Origin of the sequence: Glycomyces algeriensis, from assembly GCF_027622855.1 — a bacterium.
In the GTDB taxonomy this organism is placed as follows: Bacteria; Actinomycetota; Actinomycetes; order Mycobacteriales; family Micromonosporaceae; genus Glycomyces; species Glycomyces algeriensis.
This window is the reverse complement of the sequence record NZ_JAPZVR010000005.1, coordinates 133846-156741: the sequence shown is the minus strand read 5'-3', so window position 1 is coordinate 156741 and position 22896 is coordinate 133846. Positions and strand designations below refer to the sequence as shown.

The following is a 22896-nucleotide window of genomic DNA, read 5'->3' as shown; positions in this document are numbered from 1 at the left end:
CCGGTGAAACACTAGTCAACACCTGTGTTTTTTCAACCCGAGCAGTGCGTGAGAAGGCCGACACGGGACGTTGACTCGCCGCGTTTTCGCAGCTCAACGACTCGATAAAGGATGTCAAATGAAGGCTGGTTTGATTGTCTACAATCTGACGTTCTGCAGAATTGACGCCCGTCGGAGACCAAGCTGAGGCCTATTCGTGATCATTCGACGCCGTGCTCCGAAGGCGGTCGGCTCAGAGCCGGGCCGCCCTCGCCCGCGCCGTCATGACCGCCAGGTCCGTCTCGCTCAGCCCGAGCGCCCGAGCCTTCTCGTACTCGCCCGCGATGCTGGTGCCCATCCGCATCGGCGAATCGGTGCCCAGCACGACCGCCATGCCCGCCTCCATGAACCGCGGCAGCGGGTGGTCCTCGAGCTTCGGCACCATGCCCAGGATCACCGCCGAGGTCAGGCACACCTCCACGGTCACACCGCGTTCGGCCAGCAGCCGCATGATCCCCGGGTCGGTCGCCGCGCCCACGGCGTGCCCGATCCGCCCGATCTGCTCGATCTCCGCCAGCGAGGCCAGGTTCGAGGCGTTGAACGCCCCCGCCGGCACCGTCACGCCCAGGCCGGCCGCGCCCGCCGCCTCGGCCACGATCCGCCCGCGCGTCCAGTCCGCTTCGGCCGCATAGGGAACGTAGATGATCTCGATGCCCGCCAGGCCCGCCGCGGCCGCGTCCCCGAACGCGTCGCACAGCTCCCGCAGCATCGGGTCCCACAGGTTCATGCTCAGCACCGCGCCCGCCGCGAAGCCCGGGAACGCCGCCGACACACGTTCGCGCGCCGCCGCGAACCGCTCCATGAACTGCGGGTAGACCACCGACTCCTGCGGCAGCCGCAGCTCGGTGTAGACCGCGCCGCCGCGCGCGGCCGCGACGAGCGCGTCCTCCAGGATGCCCTCGTAGACCTCCGGGGCCACCGCGTCGAGGTCGAACCGCGGGACGGCCGACATGCGCTGGAGCCGCGCCAGACCGGGCGGGGCCGCGGTCTGGACGCTCTCGCGCCGGTCGGCCCAGTCCACCGGGGAGGAGCTCAACACCTGGTCGAGGCGCGCGGGCCATTCCGTGTTCTGGTGCAGGTCGATGAGATCCATGTTGGGATGATCACATTTAGATCACGACCCGGACCGGTTTTACCCCGGCGTGTCCCTTTCGGGGAGTGACTGCTTTCCGACAGTCGGGCCTCCTGTCCCTCTTCCGGATGAATTTCCCGTGCACGCGACCGGGATCGAACGCCGGGCGCATCCGTCACGTCCGATCGCGCGAACCGTGATGCCGCTTCCCCCTCCCTGCCGCCCGGATCACCCCCGGTGCGCGCCCATGAGACAGGTCCCAGCCGCAGTCGCGCAGCTACCGCCCGCACCGCGCCACCGATAGACTTCCCCCTTATGAGTACGCACCTCGAGGGCGAGATGGGCCCGCTGCTGTCCGGCATCGGCAGGCTGGCCGATTTCAAGTCGCTGGGCGAGGACGAGCTCCCGCAGCTCGCCGAGGAGCTCCGCGAATTCCTCATCGCCGCGGTCGCCAGGACCGGCGGCCACATCGGCCCCAACCTCGGCGTCGTCGAGCTGACGATGGCGATCCACCGGGTCTTCGACTCCCCGCACGACCAGATCGTCTTCGACACCGGCCACCAGTCGTACGTCCACAAGGCACTGACGGGCCGCGCCGGGAAGTTCGACGGCCTGCGCGGGCGCGGCGGCCTCACCGGCTACCCGAGCCAGGCCGAGTCCCCGCACGACCTCGTCGAGAACTCGCACGCCTCGACCTCCCTCTCGTACGCCGACGGCCTCGCGAAGGCCCACGCGCTCACCGGTTCCGACCGCCACGTGGTGGCCCTCGTCGGCGACGGCGCGCTCACCGGCGGCATGTGCTGGGAGGCGCTCAACAACATCGCCGCCCGCGACGACCTCAAGCTCGTGATCGTCGTCAACGACAACGGCCGCTCCTACGCGCCGACCGTCGGCGGCCTCGCCAAGCGCCTCGCCGGCCTGCGGCTCAACCCCGGCTACGAGCCGACGCTGAAGAAGATCCAGGAGGTCGTCGAGCGCATCCCCGTGTTCGGCCGCGCCGCCTTCCAGGGCCTCCACGCCGCCAAGACCGGCCTCAAGGACGCTCTTGCGCCGCAGGGCATGTTCTCTGACCTCGGCATCAAGTACGTGGGGCCCGTCGACGGCCACGACCTCGCCGAGCTCACCGAGGCCCTCGACCGGGCCAAGCGCTTCGGCGGGCCCGTGATCGTCCACGCCCTCACCCAGAAGGGCCAGGGTTGGGCCCCCGCCCGCGCCGACGAGGCCGAGCAGATGCACGCGCCCTCGGCCGCGTTCGACCCGATCACCGGCGAGCCGCTCAACGCCTCCAAGCGCCGCTGGACCGGCGTGTTCGCCGACGAGCTGGTGGCGCAGGCGAACCTGCGGCCCGAGGTCGTGGCGATCACCGCCGCGATGCCCGGCCCCACCGGTGTCGACAAGCTCATGAAGCGCCACCCCGAGCGGGTCTTCGACGTCGGCATCGCCGAGCAGCACGCGGTCACTTCCGCTGCGGGCCTGGCGATGAACGGCATGCACCCGGTCGTGGCGGTCTACTCCACGTTCATGAACCGCGCGTTCGACCAGACCGTGCTCGACGTCGCCATGCACAAGCTGCCGGTGACGTTCGTGCTCGACCGCGCCGGGATCACCGGCCCGGACGGGCCGAGCCACTACGGCATCTGGGACACCTCGATCTTCCGCGTGGTGCCGGGCCTGCGCATCGCCGCGCCGCGCGACGCGGCGTCGCTGCGCGAGGAGTTCGCCGAGGCGCTCTCGGTCGACGACGGCCCGACGATGCTGCGCTTCCCCACGGGGGCCATCCCCGAGGACGACATCGAGGCGGTCGAAGTCCACGAAGGACTCGACCTGCTCGTCAAGCACGAGGACGACGAGCTGCTCATCGTCGCCTGCGGCTCGTTCGCGGCCACCGCGCTGGAGGTCGCCGGACTGCTTGCGGAGCAAGGGATCCGCGCCACGGTCGTGGACCCGCGCTGGATCTCGCCGGTGCCCGACGCGCTCGTGAAGCTCGCGGGCCAGTACCCGCTGGTGGCGACGCTGGAGGACGGCATCCGCACCGGTGGCTTCGGCGACGCGCTCGCGCAGTCGCTGCGCGACTCGGGGGACGAGACGCCGCTCGTGGACTTCGCCGTCGAGCGCGGCTGGCACCAGCACGGCACCCGCGCGCAGCTCCTCGCCGACCTCGGCCTGACCCCGACGGTGATCGCCGAGCGCCTCGCGGCCGAGGTCCACCGCCGCGGTGAAGACGAAGGGCACCACCACCACCACTAGCACCGGAGTCAGGCGGCCGGTCGCGATCGGCCGCTTGACGACTCGTGTCGCGCTGGCATCGCTCGTCCGGGCCGCGCCGTGCCCGCTTCACCCGTTCGACTGACATTGCCTCGGCGGGGGCCGGTTCTTGTCGTACCCGGGCGGGAGGATGGGCGCTGTCTTCCCCGGGGTGGGTGGGGGCTGGGGATGGTAGTGCGCGGAACGGCCGGCCCCGCGGGACCGGCCGCTCGCATCGGCGCTACCGCATGGCCTTCAGGCCTTCGCGGATCCTTCGGAGGTCGCGGCGGCGCTGCTCGAAGGTGGCGCCGGCGGCGATGAGGATCGCGCCGCCGATGGCGGGCGGGACCCACACCGGGATGCTGCCGCGGAGCAGCAGCAGCTCGTTGACGACCAGGACCGCCAGTGCGATCGAGCCGAGCACGAGCGGCGCCTGCCAGCGGCGCACGAGCCCGGCGATGATCACCGCGATCGCGGCGGCGCCGACGCCGACGCGGCGCAGTTCGTCGCCGTCGTTGAGGGCCAGGACCAGGCTCGGGCCGATGCCGACGAGGATCGGCAGCGCCAGCGTGGACCAGGATCCGGTCTCCGGGCGCCGCTCGAGGCGCCAGAGGCCGATGAAGAACACGATCGCGGCGGGCGGCGCGGTGAAGCACTCGAGGATGTCGACCTCCAGCGCGGCCAGCCACAGCCACCAGGCCACGGTGCCGGTGCACAGGGCCGCGATCACGTAGCCCCACGTGCGCACCGGCGCCATGATCGCGACTCCGATGAGCGCCAGCGTGTAGACCCCGACCTGGGCGGCGGGGAACAGTTGCAGGCCTTCGGAACCGAACGAGACCGCCGCGATGAGGCCGACGACCGCGGAGATGCCGGCCAGGATGTGGGCGAGGACCGCGGCGAGCACGCGGTCGGCCCGGGTGCGGCGCGGGGCGCCGGCGGCGATGACGAGCATTGCTGCGGCGGTGACGGTGAGCCAGAAGGGGATCCAGTTGTCATCGGCGGGGGCCATGGTGTCGCTGTTGCCCGCCGCGAGCGCGGTGAGCAGGGCCCACAGGGTGAGCGTGGACCAGCCGGTGCACCGTCCGGCGACCGTCCCCGAGGCGATCGCGGAGGTGAGGCTGATGAGGGCGCAGAGCATCAGGGTGAGCGTGGGGAGCGCGTCGAACCGCGACGGGTCCTCGTTCCAGATCAGGACCGCGGTCGATTCGATGGCGAGGCTGACGGCGAGCGCGGCGGCGTTGACGCGGAACCGCCTGGGCAGCAGGACCGCCGTGACAGCCAGGGCGGCCAGGACGATCGGGACCTCGAGGTTGATGGTCCAGCCCGGTTCGTAGGCGATGAGGGGGTAGATCCCGGCGATCGCGGTGAGGGCGGCGACGACGGCGGTGCCGCCGCCGACGAGGTAGGACGCGATGCGCAGCGGCTTGCCGAGCGGTGCCGCGACCACCGGCGCGATGAGGCGGGCGGCGAGGAACGCGACGAAGTACGCGCTCAGGTCGGGCGCGTCGAAGGTGACGATGGCGAACGCGGCGAGGGAGGCGAGCCCGGCCGTCGCGGCCGAGGCCAGGGGCCAGGTGGTCTTGCGGCTGTTGAGGAGGGCGAAGGGGAGGAGGGAGGCGGCGGTCAGCGCGAGCGAGGGGATCACGAGTTCGGGCGTGCCGGCCCGGACGGCGAGCACCCACGCGCAGAGCACGAGTGAGCCGCTCGCGGAGGCGGCGACCAGCATTGTGGTGAGGGAGACGCCGAGGCGGCGGGCGAGGTGGACGCCGATGAGGTTGGCGGCGGCCAGGAGTGCCACGGCGGCGGCGACGGGCGGGACGACGGGGTCGGCGAGGCCGAAGGCCGCGCGCAGGCCGGCGGAGCAGGCGGCGATGACGGCGGCGCAGGTGAGGAACCGGGAGGCCCACACGTCGGAGCGCGCGTAGTGGCTCGGGAGCTTCGCGGTGATCCAGGCGGTGGCGCCGAGGGCGAGGGCGAGGGCGAGCATGAGGGTCACGGCGAGGGCGAGGTCGCTCGCGGCGGCGTAGGCCAGGCCGATCGCGGCGAGGGGCAGCATGGCCCAGCTGGTCGCGGTGAGGCGGGCGAGGGCCCGGTAGGCGGCGAGCACGACGAGGACGCCGGCGGTCCAGGCGGCGACGGTCTCGGGTCCGAAGGTCGCGCCCGGCGGCCGGTACAGGTAGTACCCGGCGAGGGTGGTGCACCAGAGGGCGAGGGCGGCGAGGGCGGCGAAGGTCTCGGCGGTGGCCCAGAGGCGGAAGCGCTTGAACGCGAAGGGGACCGCGAGGAGCAGGAGGGTGACGCCGCCGAGGACGCCGGCCCGGCCGCTGTTGCCCATGTTGCGCCAGGCGACGGCGGTGAAGATGATGAGCGCGGCGGCGACGAGGAGTCCGCCGAGGCTCAGGAGCACGGTCTGGACGGTCTTGGAGCCGACCTCGCCGCGTTCGCGCGGCGGCCCGTAGGCGCCGCCGGGCGGGGTGTGCGGCTGCGGGTACGGCCGCATCGGGCCCGGAGGGACCTGCGGGGCGCCGCTGGGCGGCGTGGCGGGTCCGGTCGCGGCGGCTGCGCCCGGCGGGGTCGGCAGCACGACTGGAGCCTGCGGCGACTGCGCGGCCTGCGGGGTCGGGGTGCTGCGGGCCTGCTGCTCGGCCTCGGCGAGGTAGCGGGCGGCTAGCTCGGTGAGCCCTTTGAGCACGCCGACGCGTTCGGCCTCGACGGCCGCGCGGCTCTGGAGGGTCGCGGGCATCGCGGCGAGGACGGCGTCGAGTTCGCCGAGCCGCGCGAGGAGCGGTTCGGGCCCGCGTCCGCACGCCGGGCACCGCTCGATCGTGGAGGCGCTGCCGCAGCGCGGGCAGTTGTACGTGTTCATGTGCACAGTGTGCTGGTCCTGTCAACTACGGATTCGGGCAAAACGGACGCGGTTTGTAGACCTGCCACAACGGGCACTGCGTGCGGGCCCCGCTTCCGTGTGCATTCTGTCAGGATTCCTCTAAACGGGTCGCCCCCGGCGACGGCCGCGGGCCCCGCGCCGTCGACGCGGGGCCCGTTCGCATTGCAGTGCTTGCCTACCGCATGGCCTTGAGGGAGCGGCTGAGGCGCGCGAGGTCGCGGCGGCGCTGCTCGAGGGTCGCTCCGGCGGCGATGAGGATCGCGCCGCCCACCGCCAGCGGCGCCCATTTCGGCACCAGGCTCCACACGAGCACGATCTCGTTGACCGCGAGCGCGGTGAGCACCACGGCGGCGATCACGAGCGGGGCCTGCCAGCGCCGGTTGGCGGCGAGGAGCAGCACCGCGAGGGCCGCCGCGCCGACGGCGATGCGCCGCCACGGCTCGCCGTCAGGGCCGAGCGCGAGGACCAGTGAAGGGCCGAAGCCGAGCACCAGGGCGGGGGCGAGTGCGGCCCAGGAGTCGGTCGCGGGGTCGCGTCGCAGGAGCCAGCAGCCGACGCCGAGCAGCAGGACGGCGGGCGGGGCCGTGTAGTGCTCGAGCGTGTCGGCGCCGCTGTAGGCCGTGAGCAGCAGCTGCGCGCCGATGGCGGCGGCGCAGGAGCCGAGGACGTGGCCCAGGCGGTGCCGCTCGCCCGCGAGGGCGGCGACGGCGAGCGCGACGGCGTAGGCGAGGAACGCCAAGGGCGCGTAGAGCTGGACGCCGTCGACGGCGGCTCCGCCGGCGAGCCAGATCAGGTAGGGGATCGTGACGGCGTGCGCGGTGTTGCGGGCGGCGGTGCGCACCACGGCAGCCGCCGGGGGCCTGGCGTGGAGGGCGGCGAGCAGGGCCGAGGCGCAGATCGAGGCGGTCATGAGCGCGGGCTGCACGTCCACGTCGTTCGCCGCGCGGTCGTACGTGGCGGCGAGTGCGGTCGCGGCGATCCACAGGTGCGCGGCGATCCAGGCGGTGATGCGGCGGCCCGCTCCCGGGGAGGTGAACGCGATGACGAGCGCCGCGATCGCGGCGACCGCGAAGGACGCGGCGGGCGCCCAAGGCCGGTCCCAGAGGCCGCCCGCGCCGAGCGCGGCGGTGGCGGCGACTACGGCCAGGAAGTCGCGCCTCCAGCCCGCGCGGACGACGGTGACCCCGAGGGCGCACGCGGCGGCGACCGCGGGGATCTCCCAGCGCAGTGCGTCGATCCGCTCGGCGCCGAACGCGACCGGGAAGGTTGTGAGGCTCACTGCCGCGCACCAGGCGAGGACGACGGCGCCGACTGCGGCGGCCGACCGGCGCATGGCCTGCGCCAGTGGGGCCGGGAAGAACAGTGCGACCGCGAGGGCGAGCGCGGTCGCCCCGGCGTAGGCGGTGAGCGCGTACGCGTCGGTGACGACCGCGCCGAGCGAGGCGAGGGCGGTGACGACGGTGGCGGACGCCGCCGCGGGGGCGATCCAGGCGACGTCGTTGCTCCGGTCGCCCCAGGACGCGAACGCGATGATCGCTGCGATGGCGAGCGCGAAGGCGGGCACGGCCAGCAGCGGCTCGGCCGTGCGGAAGGCCAGGATCCAGGCGGTCACGGTGAGCGTGCCGGTGGTCAGGCCGAGGACGAGGACCGCCGGGCGGGACGCGCCGACGGCGTGGGCGTGCGTCTGAGCGAGCAATGCGGCGGCGGCGAGCAGGCACGCGACGGCGGCCACGGCGGGCAGCAGCTCGGCGTCGAGGCCGAAGGCGGCCCGCAGGCCCGCGAGGAACACGGTGATGATCCCGGCGGCCAGGAGCACGCGGGCCGACCACTGGTCGGAGGCGGTGTGGCGGGTCGGGGCCGCTTTCACGGCCCAGGCCGCGCCGGCGAGCACCGCGCCGATGAGCCCCATGTGCAGGGCGGCCTCGACGGCGTCGCCGAACGCGGCGAAGGCGGCGCCCGTGGCGGCCAGCGGCAGCAGGGCCCAGCCGGGCGCGCTGACGCGGGCGGCCGACCGGTAGAGGATCGCGGCGACGAGCACGAGCGCGGTCCAGCGGGCGACCGCGACGGCGGTGAGGCCGGTGCCGCCCGGCAGGTACAGGTAGTACCCGGCGAGGGCCGAGCACCACAGGGCGAGAGTCGCGGTGGCGGCCAGGGTCTCGGCGGTCGCCCAGAGGCGGAACCTGGTGAGCGCCGGCGGCACTGCGAGCAGCAGGCCGGTGGCCCCGGCGAGGATCGTGAGGCGGCCGCCGTCGCCGAGCTGGCGCCAGGCCACGGCGGTGAAGACGATGATGCCCGCGGTGAGGAGCAGTCCGCCGAGGCACAGCAGCACGATCTGCACGGACTTGGTGGTGAGCTCGGCGCGCCGCTCGGCGCGCTCGGCGGGCGGGACGTCGGCGGGCGGAGGGCCCGGGTAGGGCGGCCGGCCTTCGACGCCGGGAGCAGGGGTGTCGATTCGGTTCATACGCTCAGTGTCGAGACGCTGTCAAACCGTGAATGGGACGAATCGGGCGCACTTTGTGGGGCCCGCACAACGGCGCGGGCCCGCGTTCCGCTCAGGGCCCCGATATTTCGTGGGTTCCTCTAAACGGTCAGCGGGGCGAAAGAGGAACGAGGACCTCCTCGGCGACGCTTGCGAGCCGTAAATGGCTCTGGTCGCAGCAGCGGGGCGAAAAGAGGAACGGGACCCCGCTCGCAGCAGCGGGGCCCCGTTCCATCGGGAGGAGGAAAAAGTACTAGCTCTCGGCGTTGTAAGCAGAGATGATGTCCTCGGCGAGGCCCTCCCACTGGGCGTAGTAGTCCGGGAAGGCCGAGACCTGCACGGCCTGCGCGGCCGAGGCGATCGACATGTCCTGCCAGCCGTCGACGTCCTCGAGGGTGCCGTAGAACTTGCTCGCGGAGGTCGAGACGTCCATGAGCTCCTCGACCGAGCCCCAGCCCATCGAGGTGCGCTGCTGGAAGATGCCGACCGAGTCGTGGTCGGAGTAGGTGACGTCCGAGTCGGTGTACTCGAAGCTCTCCGGGACGGCCTCGGAGGCGGCGTTGTAGAGCTTCGCCTCCTGCATCGCGGTGGCGAGGGCGACGGCCCAGCCCTGCTCGTCGAAGCCCATGTCCTTGCCGGTCTCGATGATGGTGACCGCGTTGGCCTCCTGCTCGTCGTCGAGGTCGCTGACGTCGATGTCGACGGGCCCGGTGGGCTCCTTCACCGGCTCGGGAGCCGGAGCGGGCTCCTCTTCTTCGGTGGTGGCCTCTTCTTCGGCGGGGGCCGGGGCGGGGGCTTCGGTGGTGGCCGGGGCTTCGGTGGCCTCGGGTGCTTCGGAGGTGGTCGCGGGGGCCTCTGCGGCGACCTCGGCGACGGGCTCCTCGGTGTTGCTGATGGCCCACGCGGCGGTGGCGCCGGAGCCGGTGAAGACGGCGGCTGCGATGCCGACGACGGCGATGCGGCGGACCTTGTGGTGCTCGCCCTCGCTGTTGGAGAAGAACTTGCTCGACCGCTGGGAGATCCCGGCGGCGGCGCTCCGGACCGTGCCGGTCACGCCTTCCATGATCTTGGCAAACTGCACCGGGCAACCGTAGGAGCGATAACAACCAGGTCAAAGCCGCTTGGTTCAGCGTTTTCCAAAGGAGCCGCGGGGTAACTGGCGAGTAAGTTAGGGTCACGGCAAATGCCCGGTATCGGTCCTATCGCCACATGTGTACGAGCACATCCGGGGTGCCCATGCACCCCCTCCGGACACCGTACGAGCCCCGACTCAACCGTTCGGATGAGTCGGGGCTCGTCGCAAAGATAACGTGACTGCGGCCACCTAAGCGCTTGCCGCGAACGGAGACCCGGACACGGCGGTTGAAATCCCCTCGCGGTCCAGGTACGGCGTCAGCCCGCCCAGCCAGAACGGGAAGCCCGCGCCCATGATCATGGCCAGGTCCACCTGCTTCGGCGACGGCACCACACCCTCGTCGAGCATGAACCGCACCTCCTCGGCCAGGCCCCTGAGCACCCGCTCCTTGACCTGCTCGGCCGTAGAGGCCTCGCCGCCCAGCTCGATCAGGCCCTTCGCCTCCGACGTCAGCCGCCCCTTGCCCTTCGCCGAAGCGTCGAACACCGGGAACTCGGCCTCGGCCATGCGCCGCAGGTTCTGCGACGCCGGGAACCGCGGCCCCAGGTCCTCGTTCAGGTGCTGGCACAAGTGCCAGGCCACCCGCAGGCCCACGAGCTCCAGCAGCGCGAACGGCCGCATCGGCAGTCCCAGCTCGTCGAGCGCCACGTCGGCGACCTCGATCGGCGTCCCCGCGTCCACCGCCCCCGTGACCTCCGCGAGCATCCGGCCCAGCAGGCGGTTCACGATGAACGCCGGCCGGTCGGCCGAACCCACCGCGGTCTTCTTCAGCTTCTTCGCCACCGCGTACGCCGTCGCCAGCGTCTCGTCGTCGGTCTTGTCCGTCGCGATGACCTCCACCAGCGGCATCACCGCCACCGGGTTGAAGAAGTGCATCCCGACCAGACGCTCCGGACGGGCCAGCTTCGCCCCCATCGCCGTGACCGACAGCCCCGACGTGTTGGTGACCAGCAAGCACTCGTCGGAGATGATCGGCTCGATCTCCGCGAACACCGCCTGCTTGACGCCCAGCTCCTCGAACACCGCCTCGATCACCAGGTCGCAGTCGGCGTACACGGACTTGTCCGCGCTGGCCGACACGAGCGAGCGCAGCTTCGCGGCCTTGAGCCTGGAGGTGCGGCCCTTCGACTCGAGCTTGTCGATCTCGGCCCGCACGTACGCCAGGCCCTTCTGGGCCCGCTCCTCGTCGAGGTCCGTCATGACGACGGGCACTTCGAGGCGGCGCGCGAACATGAGGGCGATCTGCCCGGCCATGAGCCCGGCGCCGACCACGCCGACCTTGCCGATGTCCTTCGCCAGTCCCGGGCTCGGTGCGCCTTCAGGGCGCTTGCCCAGGGCCCGGACCAGGTTGAACGCGTAGATGCTCGACTGGAACTGGGGCGCGGCCTCCAGGTCCGCCAGCGCCTCGTCCTCGGCGAGCGAGCCCTCCTCGAAGGTGGCGGTCTGCGCCAGCTCTAGCAGGTCCAGGGCCCGCACGGCCGCGGCGGAGGCGTTGTGGACCTTCTCGTCCACGAGCTGCCGCGCGCCGGCCATGACCGCCGGCCACACGGACTGGTCGACCTCGGGGCGCTCCACAGTGGTCTCGCCCGAGACGACTTTGACGGCCCAGTCGAGCGACTCCTCCAGGAAGTCCGCGCCCTCGAACTGCACGTCGGCGATGCCCAGGGGCACGAGGTCCGTGCCGCGCAGCATCTTGTTCTGGTTCAGCGGGTTCCCGACGATGACCTGCGCGGCCTTCTCGATCCCGATGAGGTTCGGCAGGATCTGCGAGCCGCCCCAGCCGGGGATGAGCCCGATCGAGACCTCGGGCAGACCGAGCCCGTTCGCGGTGGTGCTCACCGTGCGGTAGTGGCAGTGCAGCGCCAGCTCGAAGCCGCCGCCGAGGGCCACGCCGTTGATGAACGCGAACGTGGGGACCGCGGAGTCCTTGAGCCGCTTGTAGAGCGCGTGCCCGGCCTGGGCCAGCATGAGCCCCTGCTCGCGGGATTCGAGGCTCGGCATGAGCTTGATGTCGGCGCCTGCCAGGAAGATGAACGGCTTCCCGGTGACGGCGACGAGCTTGACGTCCTCGGCGGCCTCGACCTCGTCCAGTGCGCGCCACAGGTTCTTGAGCCCGCCGGGCCCGAAGGAGCTGGGCTTGGTGTGGTCGTAGCCGTTGTCGAGCGTGATGAGCGCGGCCCTGCCGCCGAGCCCGCGCGGTTCCAGGTACCGGACGTGGGCCTCGGTGACGACCTCTTCCTCGAAATCGGGAAGGTCGAGCGGTGTCGCGTACATTACTTGGCCCCCTTGAAGTTCGGGTTCTCCCAGATGACCGTGCCGCCCTGGCCGAGGCCGACGCACATGGTGGTGATGCCGTAGCGCACCTCGGGGTGCACGGCGAACTCGCGGGCGAGCTGCGTCATGAGGCGCACGCCGGAGGAGGCCAGCGGGTGGCCCATGGCGATGGCGCCGCCCCACGGGTTGACGCGCGGGTCGTCGTCGGCGATCTTGAAGTGGTCCAGGAACGCGAGGACCTGGACGGCGAAGGCCTCGTTGATCTCGAACAGGCCGATGTCCTCGATGGACAGTCCGGCGCGGGCGAGGGCCTTCTCGGTGGCCGGGATCGGGCCCGAGCCCATGGTCTCGGGGTCGACGCCGGCGAAGGCGTACCCGACCATCTTCATGGCCACCGGCAGGCCGAGTTCGGCGGCGGTCTCGGCGTCGGCCAGGAGGCACGCGGTGGCGCCGTCCGTGAGCGGCGCGGCGGTGCCGGCGGTGACGCGGCCGTGCGGGCGGAACGGGGTCCGCAGGGTCGCGAGCCCCTCCAGCGTGGTCCCCGGGCGCGGCAGCTCGTCGGCCGTCGCGACGGTCCAGCCCTCGTCGACCGAGCGCGCGGCCATCGTGGTGACGTCCGCGCTCAACCGCTCCACGGCGGCGGCGTAGCGCTGCTGCGTCCCCACGGCGTAGGCGTCGGCCCGCTCCTTGGTGATGTGCGGGTAGAGGTCGTGCAGGTTCTCGGCCGTGTTGCCCATGTTGAGCGCCTCGGGGTCGACCAGCTTCTCGGCGATGATGCGCGGGTTGGGGTCCACGCCTTCGCCCATGGGGTGGTTCGACATCGACTCGACGCCGCCGGCGATGGCGATGTCGTACTGGCGGGCCGCGATCGCGGAGGACACGCTGGTCACCGCCGTCATCGCGCCCGCGCACATGCGGTCGATCGAGTAGCCGGGCACCGATTTCGGCAGTCCGGCCAGGAGTGCGGCGGTGCGGCCGAGCGTGAGGCCCTGGTCGCCGATCTGCGTGGTGGCCGCGAGGGCCACTTCGTCTACTCGCTCAGGCGGCAGCCCCGGGTTGCGGCGCAGCAGCGACCTGATGCAGCGGATGATCATGTCGTCAGCGCGGGTCTCTTCGAAGAGTTTTCCCGCCTTGCCGAACGGGGTCCGAACCCCGTCGACGAAGACGACATCGCGGATGGTGTCGTTCACGCCAGCCCCTCCTTTGGGTATGCAGCGTCGTTGAGAGTGCAACGTCACAACGAATGTTACCCGCAAGTAAGTTCGAAGTCACGGCCCCACCCACCCTAGTGCCGGAGTGGGGGCGAAGGGTGCATGAACGCAGGCGGCGGGCACACCGAACGGCCCGCGCGAAGCGGGCCGGGGGAGGTGCGGTCAGGCGTTGAGCGCGGCGGCGAGGCCTTCGGCGAGGAGGTCGATCTGCCACTCGCGGGCGCCGTTCTCGGCGAGCACGGTGCGGATGTGCTGCTCGGTGACCCCCTTCGGGGGCTCCCAGGCGAGGCCGCGCACGAGCGCGGGGGCGATGAGGTTCTCGGCGGGGAGGTTGTGCTTCTCGGCGGTCTCGGCCACGACCTCGCGGGCGGCGGCGAGGCGCTCGGCCGCGACCGGGTCGCGGTCGGCCCAGCGGTGCGTCGCGGGCGGGCCGTCCTGCGGCGGGGTCGTGGACGGCAGCTCGTCGTTCGGCACGGTTCGCGCGTCGGCGAGGGCCGCGAGCCACAGCCGCGCGTTCGTGCGGCCGCCGCGGCGACGGAAGCCGGGCAGCCCCATCAGGTCGGCGAAGTCGGTCGGGTCCGCGGTCGCGGCCTCGACGATCGCGGCGTCCGGCAGGACCTTCCCGGGCGCGCGGTCGAGCTTGCGGGCCAGGTTGTCCCGGGCCTCCCACACCGCGCGCACGCGGCCGAGGGCCTTGGCGCCGCGCACCTTGTGGATGCCGCTGGTGCGCCGCCACGGCTCCTTGCGGGGCTTCGGCGGGCCGGCGAGGCGCACGTGCTCGAACTCGGCCTCGGCCCAGGCGGACTTGCCCTGCTTGACGAGCTCGGCCGCGAGCTTGTCGCGCAGGTCGGTGAGCAGCTCCACGTCGAGGGCGGCGTAGACGAGCCAGTCGTGGGGGAGCGGGCGCGAGGACCAGTCGGCCGCCGAGTGCTGCTTCTCCAGGCGGTAGCCGAGCAGCTGCTCCGTGATCGAGGCGAGCCCGACCTTCTCGAAGTTGCACAGCCGCGCGGCCAGCTCGGTGTCGAACAGCTTCGCGGGCCGCAGCTCGAGCTCCTCCAGGCACGGCAGGTCCTGGCTGGCGGCGTGCAGGATCCACTCGGGGCCGGTGAGGGCGCGGCGCAGCGGCGAGAGGTCCTCGATCGGGATGGGGTCGACCAGGACCGAGCCGGCGCCTTCGCGGCGCAGCTGGATGAGGTAGGCGCGACCCGAGTAGCGGAAGCCGGAGGCGCGCTCGGTGTCGATGGCGATGGGACCGGACCCGGCCTCGAGGCGTGCGGCGGCCTCGGCCAGTTCGGCGGAGGTCTGGATGAGCGGCGGCATGCCTTCACGCGGCTCGGTGAGGAGTTCGGCTTCGGGCTCGGGCTGGGGATCGGTCACCCGTTCACCGTACGGCCAGGTAACCTGCGCGCGCTACTGCCCCGCCGCGCTGGAGACCGATTTCCACCCGATAGTGGGTCAATCGCCCTATTTGCCCTCCATCGTGGACGGCCGCGAGGGGGGTCGCCCGCCACAATCGCGCCGCGGGTGCGGGGCACATCGCAGCGGCGGCGGCGGCACGGATGCGGGCCACATCGCACTCGCCGCTGCAGGCGGGTGTGCGGTCGGCGTGAAAGGATTGGGCCGTGTCCAACGAAGCAGCGGTTCCCACAGCGTCCCCGTTCCTCGCGGCCTGCCGCGGTGCGACTCCGAGCCGCACGCCGGTCTGGTTCATGCGCCAGGCCGGGCGCTCGCTGCCCGAGTACAAGGAGGCCCGCGCGGGCACCACGATGCTCGAAGCGTGCAGCACCCCCGAGCTCGTCGCCGAGATCACCATGCAGCCGGTCCGCCGCTACGGCGTGGACGCCGCGATCTTCTTCTCCGACATCGTCGTGCCGATCGCCGCCATCGGCGTCGACGTCCAGATCGTCCCCGGCACCGGCCCCGTCGTCGCCGAGCCGTTCCGCACCGAGGCCGACGTCAAGCGCCTGCGCAACCTCGACCCGTGCGACGTCCCCTACATCACCGAGGCGATCGGCCTGCTCGTCAAGGAGCTCGGCGACACCCCGCTCATCGGCTTCGCCGGCGCCCCCTTCACCCTCGCGTCCTACCTCATCGAGGGCGGCCCCAGCCGCGACCACGCGAAGACCAAGGCGCTCATGAAGTCCCACCCCGAGATCTGGCACGGCATCGCCTCCCGCCTCGCCGCGATCTGCGGCGAGTTCCTGCGCATCCAGGTCGAGGCCGGCGCCCAGGCCGTGCAGCTCTTCGACTCCTGGGCCGGGGCCCTCTCCGAGGCCGACTACCGCCGCTTCGTGCTCCCGCACTCCACCGCCGCGCTCGCGGGCGTCGCGCAGTCCGTGCCGCGCATCCACTTCGGCGTCGGCACCGGGCACCTGCTCGAGGCGATGACCGAGACCGGCGCGGAAGTCAGCGGCATCGACTTCCGCATCCCGCTCGACCAGGCCGCGAAGCGCCTGCCGGACAAGGTCCTCCAGGGCAACCTCGACCCGGCCGTGGTCTTCGCCGACGACGCGGCGCTGCTGGCCGAGACCGACGCGGTCCTCGAGGCCGCCAAGGGCGCCAAGGGCCACATCTTCAACCTCGGCCACGGCGTCCTCCCCGATTCCGACCCCGGGAAGCTCAAGCTCGTGGTGGACCGCGTGCACGAGGCCACCGCGCGATGAGCCCGATGACCCCCGCCCGGGTCACAGGCACGCCGGGCCGGACGCGGGTCCTCATCGTCGGCGGCGGCATCACCGGCCTCGCCGCCGCGCACCGCCTGCGTGAGCGCCTCGGCCCCGACGCCGAGATCATCGTGGCCGAGCAGGCGATGCGCCTGGGCGGCAAGATCCACACCGTCGACTTCGCGGGGCGCCCGGTCGAGACCGGCGCCGAATCGCTCCTGGCCGCCCGGCCCGAGGCGATCGGGCTCGCCGAGGCCGTGGGCCTGGGCGACGCGATCGTGTACCCCTCCGACGCCAAGCCCGCCTTGAGCCTCGGCGGCGAACTGCTCGACTTCCCGGCCGGGCACATGATGGGCATCCCGGGCGACCCCGCCGACGTCGCGGCCATCGCGAACGCCAAGGAGCGCCCCGACAACGGCCTGCCGATCCTCGAGCCGGGCGCGGACATGTCCGTGGGCGCGCTGGTCCGCTCGCGCCTCGGCGACGAGGTCCTGGACCGGCTCGTGGCCCCGATGCTCGGCGGCGTCTACGCCGGCGACGTCGACCGGCTCTCCGTGCGCGCCGTCATGCCGCAGCTCGCCGCCGCCCTCGAACGCCATGCGCGCCTTACGGACGCGGTGAACGAGATCAAGCGGCCCCCGAGCGACGGGCCCCGCAAGCCCGTGTTCGCCACAGTGGACGGCGGCCTCGAGCGGCTCGTCACCGCCACCTCCGCGTCGGCGCGCGCCGAGATCCGCCTCGGCATGACCGTGCGGGAACTGCGCCAGACCCCGTACGGCTGGGAGGTGATCGCCGGGCCGGTGCCCGATCCGATCAAGATCAAGGCCGACGCCGTGATCCTCGCCGTCCCCGCGTCCCCGGCGGCCGTGCTCCTGCGCGCCGTCGAACCGCAGGCCGCCGCGGCCCTCTCGGGCGTCGCGTACGCCTCGGTCGCCTTGGCCGCCTTCGCGTTCGACAGGGTCGACCTGCCCGAGCGCTCCGGGTTCCTCACGCCCGCATCGGAAGGCAAGACCGTGAAGGCCGCCACCTTCGCGAGCAAGAAGTGGCCGCATCTCGGCCGCCGCCGCCAGATCGTGCGGGTCTCCATGGGCCGCCTCGGCGAGGAGGCCCTGCTCCAGTACGACGACCCCACGCTCGCCAAGACCGCCCTGCGCGAACTCGGCGAGCACCTGGGCATGCGCCTGCCCGACCCGGTCGAGCAGCGCGTCGACCGCTGGGGCGGCGCCCTACCGCAGTACACGCCGGGCCACGACGCCCGCATCGCCGCCGCGCGCGAAGCGCTCGGCGTGCACCGGAACATCGCGATCGCGGGCGCCGCGGTCGACGGCGTCGGCATCGCGGCGTGCATCGCCTCGGGCCAGCGGGCGGCCGATACGATCGCAGCCACGGTGGTGGCCGCCGACCGCTGACGGGCGGCGCGACCGGCAAGTGAGTGCACAGCTCGACTCGAACTAGAAGGGCCGCAACGTGACTGAACGCCAGGGGAACAACCCGAACGCGCAGCGGATCAAGGAACTGAACGAGACGGTCCGCTACACGCTGTGGTCGGTGTTCCGCGTCGAGGAGCCCATGCCCTCGATCAGGCAGGACCTCGCGAGCGACACCGAGTCGTTCTTCGCGAAGCACTGCGGCGACCACGGCGTCACCGTGCGCGGCACGTACGACCTCGCCGGGATGCGCGCCGACGCCGACCTCATGGTGTGGTGGCACTCCGAGTCCAGCGACCAGCTCCAGAAGGCCTACGCGGACTTCCGCCGCTCCGGGCTCGGCCGCCACCTCGCGCCCGTGTGGTCGAACATGGCGCTGCACCGGCCCGCCGAGTTCAACCGGAGCCACCTCCCGGCGTTCCTCACCGAGGACCCGAAGGGCTACGTCTCGGTCTACCCGTTCGTGCGGTCCTACGAGTGGTACCTCCTCCCGGAGGAGGAGCGGCGCGACCTGCTGCGCGAGCACGGCCAGATGGCCCGCGACTACCCGGACGTGCGGGCGAACACCGTACCGGCCTTCTCGCTGGGCGACTACGAGTGGATCCTCGCGTTCGAGGCGGACGAGCTGCACCGGATCGTGGACCTCATGCGCGAGCTGCGGGCCTCCGGGGCGCGGCGCCATGTGCGCGAGGAGACCCCGTTCTTCACGGGCCGGCGCCGCACGATCACCGACATCATCAACGACCTGCCGTAGGGGCCGGGCGATGGATCCCACGAACCCGGACAACATCGACGGCTTCGGGGCCGCCTGGGCGACGGTCAACGTCGTCGTGGTGGTCGCGGTGGTGGTCGGCCTGGTCTACGGCGTGCTCGTCGTGATGGCCGCCCTGGGCCTGACCTCGTTCTCGATGTTCGAGCGCTTCCGCAAGAAGCGGCCCGAGGAGGCTGAAGACGGCGGGATCGATGACCTCTTCTGACTGGTTCCTCGTCGTCGCGCTGATCGCGGCGGTGCTGCTCGCCGGCGAGTCGGTGCGGCAGCTGCGCCGCCGCTGGGTGCTCGTCACGATCGAGGGCGCCTCGATGGAGCCGGCGCTGCACGACGGCGACGAGGTGCTGGCCAAGCGCACGCGGCGGCTCGCCACGGGCGACATCGTGGTGGTCGCCGCGCCGGACCCCCAGCTCGGCTGGGCGGAGCGGAAGCGGGCGACCTCGCCTTGGTGGGTGAAGCGCATCACGGCCGGACCGGGCGAGCCCATGCCCGGCTCCGGCGAGCCCGTCCCGCCGGGCCACTACTTCCTCCTCAGTGACAACCCGGCGGGGGAGGACTCCCGCCGCCACGGGCCGTGCCCTGGGAACCTGATCGTCGGTTCAGTCATCCGCTCCTTCTGACCGCCCGCCACCTGCCCAAACCTTAGGCAGTCCTAAGGTCCGGGCGCATCGTCCCGCTATTCAGGACGTGGCAGACTTGTTCCATGCCAGCGCTACGTTCACGCACTTCCACACACGGCCGCCAGATGGCGGGCGCCCGCGCGCTCTGGCGCGCAACGGGCATGACCGACTCCGACTTCGGCAAGCCGATCGTGGCCATCGCCAACTCGTACACGCAGTTCGTCCCGGGGCACGTGCACCTCAAGAACATGGGCGACATCGTCGCCGAGGCCATCGCCGAGGCCGGGGGCGTCTCCAAGGAGTTCCACACGATCGCCGTCGACGACGGCATCGCCATGGGCCACGAGGGCATGCTCTACTCGCTGCCCAGCCGCGAGATCATCGCCGACTCGGTCGAGTACATGGTCAACGCGCACTGCGCGGACGCGCTCGTGTGCATCTCCAACTGCGACAAGATCACGCCCGGCATGCTCATGGCCGCGCTGCGCCTGAACATCCCGGTCGTCTTCGTCTCGGGCGGGCCGATGGAGGCCGGCAAGACCGTCGACAAGGACGGCATCGTCGTCCAGAAGCTCGACCTGGTCGACCCGATGGTCGCGGCCGCGAACGACGACGTCTCCGACGCGCAGCTGCGCCAGATGGAGCTCGACGCGTGTCCGACCTGCGGTTCGTGTTCGGGCATGTTCACCGCGAACTCGATGAACTGCCTCACCGAGGCCATGGGCCTGTCGCTGCCGGGCAACGGTTCGACCCTCGCCACGCACACGGCCCGCCGGGCCCTGTTCGAAGAGGCCGGGCGCACCGTGATGGACCTGGCCCGCCGCTACTACGACCAGGACGACGAGTCGGTCCTGCCGCGCAGCATCGCCACCCGCGACGCGTTCGAGAACGCGATGGCGATGGACGTCGCCATGGGCGGCTCCACGAACACGATCCTGCACCTCCTGGCCGCCGCCCGCGAGGCGGAGCTGGACTTCCAGGTGTCCGACATCGACGCGATCTCGCGCCGCGTCGCGTGCCTGGCGAAGGTCGCCCCGAACTCGCCGAAGTTCCACATGGAGGACTTCCACCGCGCCGGCGGCATCCCCGCGATCATGGGCGAGCTGCGCCGCGGCGGCCTGCTCCACGAGGGGGTCGGCTCCGTGCACTCGGCGTCGCTCGCCGAGTGGCTCGCCAAGTGGGACATCCGCGCCGAGGCCCCGGCCCCGGAGGCGATCGAGCTGTTCCACGCCGCGCCCGGCAACGTGCGCACCACGCAGGCGTTCTCGACCTCGAACCGCTGGAAGACCCTCGACACGGACGCCGAAGAGGGCTGCATCCGCGCCGTCGAGCACGCCTACACGAAGGACGGCGGCCTGGCCGTGCTGTTCGGCAACCTCGCCGTGGACGGCTGCGTCGTCAAGACCGCGGGCGTGCCGGAGGAGAACTGGACCTTCACCGGTCCGGCGCACGTCTTCGAATCGCAGGACGACGCGGTGCAGGGCATCCTCGACAAGTCCGTGAAGGAGGGCGAGGTCGTCGTCATCCGCTACGAGGGCCCCAAGGGCGGCCCCGGCATGCAGGAGATGCTCTACCCGACCTCGTTCCTGAAGGGCCGCGGCCTGGGCCGCAAGTGCGCGCTCATCACCGACGGCCGCTTCTCGGGCGGCACCTCCGGCCTCTCCATCGGGCATGTCAGCCCCGAGGCCGCCGGCGAGGGCCTGATCGCCCTCGTCGAGGACGGCGACATCATCGAGATCGACATCCCGGGCCGCAGGCTCGAGCTCAGGGTCGAGGACTCGGTGCTGGCCGAACGCCGTGTGGCCCAGGAGAAGCGCGAGCAGCCTTACACGCCGGTGAGCCGCAACCGGGTGGTCTCCCGCGCCCTGCAGGCGTACGCCTCGATGGCCACGCCGGCCAGCGACGGCGCGGTCCGCAAGGTCAACTAGCGCAAGGCATCGACGGCGGGGTCCGGTTCAGGACCCCGCCGTTGGCGTGCCCCGGGCACAATGAACACGCCCGAACCCCTCGATCCCCGGAGTGTGCCCGATGGCGCGTGTGAGCCAGTGGAACTGGTCGGACTTCACCCAGGAGTGGTCCCAGACCAGTGCGATCAACGAACTCGACGAGGAGCTGGCGGCCGAGCGGGCGTCCCGGCGGCGCCAGCTGGAGGCCACCCGCGACCAGTTCAAGCAGGGCCTCAAGCAGGTCGACTCGAAGCTCGACTCGGTGGCCGAGCGGATCGAGGCGGTCCTGGACTGGACCGAGCTGCGGTTCCAGCAGGTCGAGTTCGACGAGTACCAGGCGCGCAAGGAGATCCGCAACACCGTGCGGGCCCTCGCCGAGGGCCGGGCGCCGCTGATGCGCGGGTTCGAGGACGTGTCGGGGTACTGGCTGCCGTCGGCGGCGGCCGCGGTGCTGCCGCTGGTGCTGCGGGACCGGGTGCCGGCGCAGCGGACCGCCGGGGACGCGTTCGGCGGCCTCAAGGCCGGCCTCGAGCGGGCGCGCGAGCGCGACGCGGTGCGCACGGAACTGTTCAGCCTCGCGGTCGGCCGCTGCTTCGACCAGCCCGCGTTCATCGACGCGGCCGTGCTGCGGCTGCTGAGCGAGCCCGCCGACCTCGGCGTCGCGGCCCCGGGCCAGGTCGCCTGGGGCTGGCGGACACTGTGGGAGCAGGCGGCGACCGGCGCTTTCGGCCCGGCGGCCGAGGCGCAGATCGCCGCGCTGCTGCGCGAGCGCTTCGACGCCGCCGCGATCGACGAGGAAGCCCTCAAGTCCTGGGACGAGGCCATCGAGCGGTTCGGCGCCGACGAACTGCGCCATCCGACTCTGGCCGAAGCCCTGGCAGCACTCGCAACGCACTTCGCGGAGGCACCCGGAAGCGCCACCGTCCTGGAACACGGCGAATCGCACCACGCGGCATCCGGTGATGCCGGTGCGTCTGACCCGCTGAGGCTCGGCGCGCCCGACCGAGTGACCGCTGAGGCGGGCGCACCGCTGGATGCCGTCGAGGCGCTGGACGACCAGGCCCGAATCTCCGAGGCCGCCGGGACGCGCAACGGCGACGCGGCATCCGGCGGTGCCGCGGTCGACCCGCTGCGGCTCGACGCGGGTGCACCGGTCGATGCCGATGCGGCGCTGGCCAACCAGGCCGGAACCTCCGAGGCCGCCTGGCCGCGCAGCGGCGGCACGGCACCCGACGGGGATGCCTCCCGACCGGGCGAGGGCGTCGCGGTCGCCGACTCGTCCGGCCCCGCTGCCGCACCGCCTCACGACGACCTCGTCTGGCGCTCCTACCTTCAGGAGCTCATCGAGGAGCCGAGCGACGCCGAGCTGCCGATCGTCCGCGAGATGGCCGCGCTCGACCCCGCTCCCGAAGGGCGCGAAACTGACCGGCGCTCCTGGTCCGACCCGGCCGGGACCCTGGCCGACCTCGTGCGGCGCGACCTCTTCGACCCCGAGGCCCCGATCCCCTTGCGCCGCCTCGCCCTCGGCCTCGCCGCGCCGGTCCTGCGGGAACGGCTCGACCGCATCGAAGCCGCCCTCGGCACCACCGAGAAGGCCGTCGTCACCGTGCGCCGCCGCGGCGAGTACATCGAGGTCACCCGCGACGGCCACGACCCCGACCAGTTCGCCGTCGTCGAGCGCCGCATCGAGCAGGCCTTCGCCGCCGCCGAACCCTCCAAGCCGCTCAGCTACGGCATCGCGGCCGCGCTCGGCCTCCTCGGCGTCCTCATGGTCTTCCTCGGGCAGTGGTTCGCCGCCGTCCTCTTCGTCCTCGCCGCGGTCATCCCGCTGTGGAAATACCGCAGCGACGCCGCCAAGGCGGGCAAGGCCCTCGACCGCCGGGACGAGCAACTGGCCGAGACCCGCGCCGCGCTCGTCAAGGCCCGCAAGGACGCCGAGGCCCGGGAGCGCGCCGAGACCGAGAGGGGCCTCGCCACCCGCCGCGCCATCGAGCACCTCCTCGAATGCCTGCCAGCCGGAACCGCCGCGAGCGCACTCGGCGACACGCGACCGGCCGCACCCGGCGAATAGCGGCCGCCGTCCGGTCCGGGCGGGTCCCAGACCGCTCGGCCCGGACCGCTGACTCG

General features: G+C 72.3%; 15 protein-coding genes. 8 read left to right on the top strand and 7 right to left on the bottom strand.

The window, feature by feature from the left end:
• Positions 1-232: 232 nt before the first annotated feature.
• Positions 233-1132, bottom strand: coding sequence for an amidohydrolase family protein (locus O2L52_RS11425; RefSeq protein ID WP_270115532.1), 900 nt, complete (start codon positions 1130-1132; stop codon positions 233-235).
• Between the two features lie 294 nt (positions 1133-1426).
• On the opposite strand from O2L52_RS11425, the gene dxs reads away from it, so the two are divergent.
• The gene (gene dxs, locus O2L52_RS11420; protein WP_270115531.1) at positions 1427-3358 is read left to right on the top strand and encodes a 1-deoxy-D-xylulose-5-phosphate synthase; all 1932 of its coding nucleotides are present in this window, start codon (positions 1427-1429) and stop codon (positions 3356-3358) included.
• Between the two features lie 238 nt (positions 3359-3596).
• On the opposite strand, the gene O2L52_RS11415 is transcribed toward dxs, so the two are convergent.
• From O2L52_RS11415 to O2L52_RS11390, 6 genes are all read right to left on the bottom strand, one after another.
• The gene (locus tag O2L52_RS11415; RefSeq protein WP_270115530.1) at positions 3597-6224 is read right to left on the bottom strand and encodes an SCO7613 C-terminal domain-containing membrane protein; all 2628 of its coding nucleotides are present in this window, start codon (positions 6222-6224) and stop codon (positions 3597-3599) included.
• Positions 6225-6420: 196 nt separating this feature from the next.
• Entirely contained in the window at positions 6421-8706 is a 2286-nt protein-coding gene (locus O2L52_RS11410) for an SCO7613 C-terminal domain-containing membrane protein (protein ID WP_270115529.1), read from the bottom strand.
• A gap of 271 nt (positions 8707-8977) precedes the next feature.
• The gene (locus O2L52_RS11405) at positions 8978-9805 is read right to left on the bottom strand and encodes a hypothetical protein (RefSeq protein WP_270115528.1); all 828 of its coding nucleotides are present in this window, start codon (positions 9803-9805) and stop codon (positions 8978-8980) included.
• Between the two features lie 243 nt (positions 9806-10048).
• Complete coding sequence (locus O2L52_RS11400; protein WP_270115527.1) at positions 10049-12133, bottom strand: 3-hydroxyacyl-CoA dehydrogenase NAD-binding domain-containing protein; 2085 nt, start codon at positions 12131-12133, stop codon at positions 10049-10051.
• Positions 12133-13323, bottom strand: coding sequence for a thiolase family protein (locus O2L52_RS11395; protein WP_270115526.1), 1191 nt, complete (start codon positions 13321-13323; stop codon positions 12133-12135). Before O2L52_RS11395 ends, O2L52_RS11400 begins: the two co-directional genes overlap by 1 nt.
• Before the next feature lie 183 nt (positions 13324-13506).
• On the bottom strand, positions 13507-14721 hold the full coding sequence (locus O2L52_RS11390; RefSeq protein WP_270115525.1) for an HRDC domain-containing protein: 1215 nt from the start codon (positions 14719-14721) through the stop codon (positions 13507-13509).
• A gap of 245 nt (positions 14722-14966) precedes the next feature.
• Here O2L52_RS11390 and hemE point away from each other — a divergent pair, with 245 nt between their 5' ends.
• The 7 genes from hemE to O2L52_RS11355 all read left to right on the top strand — a co-directional run bounded on the left by hemE (position 14967) and on the right by O2L52_RS11355 (position 22840).
• Positions 14967-16007, top strand: a complete 1041-nt coding sequence (gene hemE / locus O2L52_RS11385) for a uroporphyrinogen decarboxylase (RefSeq protein ID WP_270115524.1) — start codon at positions 14967-14969, stop codon at positions 16005-16007.
• The gene (hemG, locus tag O2L52_RS11380) at positions 16004-17416 is read left to right on the top strand and encodes a protoporphyrinogen oxidase (protein ID WP_270115523.1); all 1413 of its coding nucleotides are present in this window, start codon (positions 16004-16006) and stop codon (positions 17414-17416) included. The genes hemE and hemG overlap by 4 nt, the downstream gene beginning before the upstream one ends.
• A 58-nt stretch (positions 17417-17474) precedes the next feature.
• Positions 17475-18188: a hydrogen peroxide-dependent heme synthase gene (gene hemQ, locus O2L52_RS11375; RefSeq protein ID WP_270115522.1), complete on the top strand. Its 714-nt coding sequence runs from the start codon at positions 17475-17477 to the stop codon at positions 18186-18188.
• Positions 18189-18198: 10 nt separating this feature from the next.
• Entirely contained in the window at positions 18199-18411 is a 213-nt protein-coding gene (locus tag O2L52_RS11370; RefSeq protein WP_270115521.1) for a hypothetical protein, read from the top strand.
• The gene (locus O2L52_RS11365; RefSeq protein WP_270115520.1) at positions 18398-18823 is read left to right on the top strand and encodes a S24/S26 family peptidase; all 426 of its coding nucleotides are present in this window, start codon (positions 18398-18400) and stop codon (positions 18821-18823) included. Before O2L52_RS11370 ends, O2L52_RS11365 begins: the two co-directional genes overlap by 14 nt.
• Before the next feature lie 83 nt (positions 18824-18906).
• Positions 18907-20751: a dihydroxy-acid dehydratase gene (gene ilvD / locus O2L52_RS11360; RefSeq protein ID WP_270115519.1), complete on the top strand. Its 1845-nt coding sequence runs from the start codon at positions 18907-18909 to the stop codon at positions 20749-20751.
• A gap of 100 nt (positions 20752-20851) precedes the next feature.
• The gene (locus O2L52_RS11355; protein ID WP_270115518.1) at positions 20852-22840 is read left to right on the top strand and encodes a hypothetical protein; all 1989 of its coding nucleotides are present in this window, start codon (positions 20852-20854) and stop codon (positions 22838-22840) included.
• The last annotated feature ends 56 nt before the right edge of the window (positions 22841-22896 follow it).

What these genes read in the sequence shown, in the direction of transcription:
- hemG (WP_270115523.1), top strand. Translation starts at nt 16,004, where the DNA reads ATGAGCCCGATGACCCCCGCCCGGGTCACAGGCACGCCGGGCCGGACG.
- O2L52_RS11365 (WP_270115520.1), top strand. Translation starts at nt 18,398, where the DNA reads ATGACCTCTTCTGACTGGTTCCTCGTCGTCGCGCTGATCGCGGCGGTG.
- O2L52_RS11400 (WP_270115527.1), bottom strand. Translation starts at nt 12,133, where the DNA reads ATGTACGCGACACCGCTCGACCTTCCCGATTTCGAGGAAGAGGTCGTC.
- O2L52_RS11410 (WP_270115529.1), bottom strand. Translation starts at nt 8,706, where the DNA reads ATGAACCGAATCGACACCCCTGCTCCCGGCGTCGAAGGCCGGCCGCCC.
- O2L52_RS11370 (WP_270115521.1), top strand. Translation starts at nt 18,199, where the DNA reads ATGGATCCCACGAACCCGGACAACATCGACGGCTTCGGGGCCGCCTGG.
- O2L52_RS11415 (WP_270115530.1), bottom strand. Translation starts at nt 6,224, where the DNA reads ATGAACACGTACAACTGCCCGCGCTGCGGCAGCGCCTCCACGATCGAG.
- O2L52_RS11355 (WP_270115518.1), top strand. Translation starts at nt 20,852, where the DNA reads ATGGCGCGTGTGAGCCAGTGGAACTGGTCGGACTTCACCCAGGAGTGG.
- O2L52_RS11425 (WP_270115532.1), bottom strand. Translation starts at nt 1,132, where the DNA reads ATGGATCTCATCGACCTGCACCAGAACACGGAATGGCCCGCGCGCCTC.
- ilvD (WP_270115519.1), top strand. Translation starts at nt 18,907, where the DNA reads ATGCCAGCGCTACGTTCACGCACTTCCACACACGGCCGCCAGATGGCG.
- dxs (WP_270115531.1), top strand. Translation starts at nt 1,427, where the DNA reads ATGAGTACGCACCTCGAGGGCGAGATGGGCCCGCTGCTGTCCGGCATC.